Consider the following 3,254-nt stretch of genomic DNA (forward strand, 5'->3'; position numbering starts at 1 on the left):
CGTCCGTGGCGGATGCCGTAGCGGACGCGGACATCATCGTGACGGCCACGTGGAGGCCTGCTGCGGCCGGACGCGGGCCACGCGCTCGTGGATGGACAGGACGTGTCGGGGCTCGCCCCCCGGGAGCGCGCGGCGCGGCTCGCGTGGCTGCCCCAACGGCTGGAAGCGGCGGAGCCCATCACCGCGCTGGAGCAGGTCGTCTCCGCGCGCTACCGCTTCCCTGAATCCCGCCGCGCCTCCGAGACGGCGGCGCACAAGGCGCTCTCGGAGGTGGGCGCCGGGTCCTTCGCCACGCGGCCCATCACGGAGCTGTCCGGCGGCGAGCGGCAACGCGTGGCGGTGGCGGGGCTGCTCGCGCAGGAGACCCCGCTGGTGCTGCTGGACGAGCCCGCCAACTTCCTGGACCCCGCGCACCAACTGGAGCTGTACACGCGCATGGGGCAGCTCTGGCGCGCGGGGCGCGGCATCCTCTGCGTCACCCACGACGTCAACGTGCTCTCGCACGTCCACGCGCCGGGCACGCGCGCGCCCCGCGTCGTGGGCCTGTTCCAGGGCCGCGTGGCGTTCGAGCGGGACCACGACGCCCCCGACCTGGGGGAGCAGCTGGGCGCGCTGTTCGGCGTGCGCATGCTCGCGACGTCCGTGGACGGACACCGCGTCTTCGTGGGACTACCCCGGAGCGGAGGCCCCCCGTGAAGGTCTGGCTCCTGCTGGCCGTCTGCCTGGCCGCGTGCGCGGTGGCGCCGTTCATCGGCCCGGGGTTCTCCGCCGCCTCGGCGGACTTCATCCTCTGGCAGCTGCGCGTGCCCCGCACGCTGATGGCCATGCTGGTGGGCGGCACGCTGTCGCTGGTGGGCGCCGTGTACCAGTCCCTCTTCGCGAACCCGCTGGCCGCGCCCAGCACCGTGGGCACCACGGCGGGCGCCACCCTGGGCGCGCTGGTGGCCATCATCCTGGGGGTCCGGCTCGCTCCGGGCGGCATGCCGTTCATCACCGCCGCGGCCTTCGTGGGGGCGCTCGGCGTCAGCCTGGTGGTGGCCGCCATCGCCGCGGGCCGCCGCGTGCGGATGAACGACGTGGTGCTCGCCGGCATCGCCTGCTCCATGGCGGCGGGCGCGCTCGCCACCGGGTTGCAGTTCACCGCGGACTCCGCGGAGCTGATGGCCGCCATGCGCTGGTCCCTGGGCCACCTGCCGCAGGTGGGCTATTCGAACGTGCTGCTCCTCACCCCGTTCGCGGCCGTCACGGTGGCGGGGCTGCTCGCCCTCACCCGCGCGCTGGAGGTGTTCATCGCCGGCGAGGAGCACGCGGAGTCCCAGGGCGTCCCCGTCCGCCGCGTGCGCACGGTGGCCATCGGCCTGGGGGCGCTGGGCGTGGCCGCCTGCGTCGCGTGGTGCGGCCCCATCGCCTTCGTGGAACTCATCGTCCCGCACCTCGTGCGCCGGACGCTGGGGGTGAGCCGCCGCGTGCTGCTGCCCGGCTCCGTGGTGGTGGGGGCCGCGTTCCTCGCGTTGTGCGATGCGTCGGCGCGGCTGATCCTCCCGGGGCGTGAATTGCCCGTGGGAGTGGTGACGGCCGCCCTGGGCGCGCCCCTGCTCGTCTCCCTGCTCGCGCGTTCCCGCTCCTGAAGCCCCGCCGGAGGGGCCCGCCCGAGGAGGGACCGGGCCTTCAGGACGGGGGGTTCACGAGGCGAGTTCGGGTATATTCCGCGCCACGCGGGGCGCCCCGGCTGGGACGTGCCCCTGGAACTTCACGAAAGGCTTTGGGCATGAAGCGGCTGGGTAGCGTGGGTTTGATGCTGGGTCTGCTGACCCTGGGCGGGTCCTTTGGCTGCGCCGACGAGAAGGCGGAGAAGGCCAAGGAGCACCGGATCAAGGGCACCAACTTCCTCGCCGACAAGAACTACGCGGAGGCGGTGAAGGAGCTGGACGAGTCGCTGAAGATCGACCCGACCCAGGAGAAGGTCTGGGAGAAGAAGGCCTTCGCGCTCATCCAGGCGGGCAAGACGGACGAGGCCGCGCAGGCCGCGCTGAAGCTGGTGGACTTCGCGAAGACGCCCCAGGACAAGGCGGAGGCCTACCGCAACGTCGCGGCGATGTACGCGAAGAACGGCCCGCTGGAGAAGGCGGAGCAGTACTTCCAGGAGTGCCTGAAGATCAACCCGAAGGACACCGACGCGCTGAGCTGGATCGCGGAGGTGCACTCGCAGCGCGGTGGCGCCCGCTCCATGTCCGCGCCCGCGGTGCCCTCGGAGCTGGACCTCGCGTTGAAGACGTATGACCAGGTCATCGCGCTCAACCCGGACTCGGCCAACACGTACCTCAACAAGCGCATCGTGATGTTCAAGTACATCGAGCACGAGAAGGCGCTGCAGCAGGCCGCCGAGCAGGAGGCCATCGAGGCCGCCATGCCGCCCAAGCCGGAGAAGGGCAAGAAGGCCGTCGTGGATCCGGGCGCCGCGGAGCGCGTCGCCGCCGCCAAGGCCAGCGCCGCCGCGCACGCCAAGCGCATCGAGGAGCTGACGGCCCAGGCCAACGAGGCGACCAAGCAGTTCGGCGAGGCCACCAAGCGCGCCAAGGCCGCGCAGGCCGCCAACAAGTAGTCCGGGTGGTGGGGACGGGGCCTAACGCCGGCCTCGTCCTCCCCCGAAGAGGGCCAGCAGGAGGCCGCCCACGAGCGCGGCGCCGCCGCCCGCGACGTACAGCGTGGTCTGCTCGGTGTTGCGGCCGGTGATGAGCTCGGTGGCGCGTTCGGTGAGCGAGTCCCGCGCCTTGAGCCCGGTGAACAGCAGCACCCCGCCCGCCACCGCCAGCATCAACCCCACGATTCGCACAGCACCCACACGGCCTCCTTGAGTGGAACGGCGGCGTGGCCGGACGTCCCGGCCCCGCGTTCAGCGCTTGCGCTTGCCCGGGGCTCCGCGCCCCGGCTTCTTGCCCGCGCCCTTCGACCCGCCGGACTTCTTCCCCGGCGCGGCCGTCTTCGAGGGCTTCGCACGGCCACCCGCGCCCGCGGCAGGCTTGCGGACCTTCTTGGCCGCCCCCGTGGAGAGCTGGCCCCGCTGCGCGGCCAGCGCGCGGATCCGGTCGAAGCCCGGGTGCGGTGAGGCAGCCGGAGCCGTGTCCTCGGCGTCGAAGTCCTCGCGAGGCGCCTTCGCCACGCGGAGCGGCCTCGCCACCCGGGCGACTCTCGTCCCAGCCTCGCGGGGGGGGGCTCGTGGCCTCGCCACCGAACGCCGTCCGCGCCGACAAGCG

General features: G+C 73.1%; 5 protein-coding genes. 3 read left to right on the forward strand and 2 right to left on the reverse strand.

Annotated features, from left to right (window positions below):
- The first annotated feature begins 60 nt into the window (after window positions 1–60).
- From ACLEQD_RS39900 to ACLEQD_RS39910, 3 genes are all read left to right on the forward strand, one after another.
- A complete protein-coding gene (locus tag ACLEQD_RS39900) occupies window positions 61–696 on the forward strand; it encodes an ABC transporter ATP-binding protein (RefSeq protein WP_410391165.1) in 636 nt (211 codons plus the stop codon).
- The gene (locus tag ACLEQD_RS39905) at window positions 693–1,628 is read left to right on the forward strand and encodes a FecCD family ABC transporter permease (protein WP_410391161.1); all 936 of its coding nucleotides are present in this window, start codon (window positions 693–695) and stop codon (window positions 1,626–1,628) included. Before ACLEQD_RS39900 ends, ACLEQD_RS39905 begins: the two co-directional genes overlap by 4 nt.
- Window positions 1,629–1,768: 140 nt before the next feature.
- Entirely contained in the window at window positions 1,769–2,602 is an 834-nt protein-coding gene (locus tag ACLEQD_RS39910; protein ID WP_410391162.1) for a tetratricopeptide repeat protein, read from the forward strand.
- Between the two features lie 21 nt (window positions 2,603–2,623).
- Here the strand turns inward: ACLEQD_RS39910 and ACLEQD_RS39915 are convergent, their stop codons facing one another.
- Both ACLEQD_RS39915 and ACLEQD_RS39920 read right to left on the reverse strand, forming a co-directional pair.
- Window positions 2,624–2,842: a DUF3185 family protein gene (locus tag ACLEQD_RS39915; RefSeq protein WP_410391163.1), complete on the reverse strand. Its 219-nt coding sequence runs from the start codon at window positions 2,840–2,842 to the stop codon at window positions 2,624–2,626.
- A 51-nt stretch (window positions 2,843–2,893) separates the two neighbouring features.
- A complete protein-coding gene (locus ACLEQD_RS39920) occupies window positions 2,894–3,178 on the reverse strand; it encodes a hypothetical protein (RefSeq protein ID WP_410391164.1) in 285 nt (94 codons plus the stop codon).
- Window positions 3,179–3,254: the final 76 nt, after the last annotated feature.

The organism is Corallococcus sp. 4LFB (assembly GCF_046520365.1).
Lineage (GTDB): Bacteria > Myxococcota > Myxococcia > Myxococcales > Myxococcaceae > Corallococcus > Corallococcus caeni.